This window comes from Mesorhizobium sp. M7A.F.Ca.ET.027.03.2.1 (assembly GCF_003999175.1).
Classification (GTDB): Bacteria; Pseudomonadota; Alphaproteobacteria; order Rhizobiales; family Rhizobiaceae; genus Mesorhizobium.
Window position 1 is genome coordinate 1 of sequence record NZ_RZOM01001446.1, and the last position, 1,146, is coordinate 1,146.

1 protein-coding gene and 2 pseudogenes are annotated in these 1,146 nt (G+C 64.5%); 1 reads left to right on the forward strand and 2 read right to left on the reverse strand.

Annotation, left to right across the window (positions count from 1 at the left end):
* Positions 1-159 (forward strand): annotated as a pseudogene (locus EN750_RS41235) (aminopeptidase P family protein); the annotation flags it as partial.
* Here the strand turns inward: EN750_RS41235 and EN750_RS41760 are convergent.
* Positions 152-838: pseudogene (locus tag EN750_RS41760) on the reverse strand (aminopeptidase P family N-terminal domain-containing protein); the annotation flags it as partial. The pseudogenes EN750_RS41235 and EN750_RS41760 overlap by 8 nt on opposite strands.
* A gap of 9 nt (positions 839-847) precedes the next feature.
* On the reverse strand, positions 848-1,146 hold a 299-nt coding region (locus tag EN750_RS35480; protein ID WP_281062379.1), incomplete at its 5' end, for a glycine cleavage T C-terminal barrel domain-containing protein.

Genomic DNA, 1,146 nt, shown 5'->3' on the forward strand with positions numbered 1-1,146 from the left:
CACAATTCGTTTTCGGAAGTCCCCGGCTTCAGCGCTTGTTCCATCTCGCCCATCGTCGCCTGCGAGGCGGCGATGGGCGAGATGGAACAAGCGCTGAAGCCGGGGACTTCCGAAAACGAATTGTGGGCGGAACTGCACCGCGGCAACATCGCGCGCGGCGCATGGCGAGGATCTCGTCGGGTGATTTGATCAGCCGCGCGTTCTCCATCAACGCTTCGCCATTGCCGATGGAAATGCCGAGGCGAGCCAGCTCCTCGACGCCTTCCGGATTGATATGGTCGACGGCGATGCGGCTGTTGCCGCCGCCATGCTCTTTCACCAGATCGGCTATTCCTGCGGCCCAGCGGCGGACCTTTTGCTCGGTCAACTCACCGCCATAGAGATACATCCACGACACTGCCGGTCGCACTTCGTCGACGACGCCGGAATGATCGGACAAATGCTCGCAGGAGAAATAGTCGAACAGCACCACCGGCCCCTCCGCGGCGACAAAGCAATGCCGCGTCGGGTTGTGCGCCACCCATAGCTGCATGTTGGTGCTGTCTGTGGCGTAGCGGATGTTGACGGGATCGTAGAGCACGGCGCCGGCATAGCCGCGGCGCCTCAGCTCGGCGCGGATGCGCTCCAGCCGGTATTGGCGCATCGCCGCCAGATCGGGCGCGGCAATGCCCGCCGCGGCCCATTCAGCCTCGGCCTGCGCACCGTAGCCCAGCACATGCTGGTTGAGCGAAGCCGCCTTCTGGCGGGAGGCGTCGCGCAAGGCTTCGATCGAGTCGGCTTCGAACGGCATGATCTTGCGATGCCGGCCAAAGCTGCCCTTCGGCCCCGCGTTGTCCATGGTCGAAACTCAGGTCCGCATCTTCTCGCCGCTCGGATCGAAGGGCGCTTCGACATTGATGCGGGCCGGGCGCCGGTGACCGAGGATCTCGATCTCGAACAGCCCGGCACTTTCGTCCTCGGCAAGCGCTGCGGGGACGTAGCCCTGCGCCATCGACTTCTGCACATAATGCGCATAGCCGCCTGACGTGACCCAGCCGACCACGCGCCAGTCACCGTCGACGATACCCCGCACGGCGGAAGCGCCTTCGGTAGCCTTGGAGCCACGTATTTCCTTGCCGCCCTCGTCGAAGCGGGGCGCGCCATAAC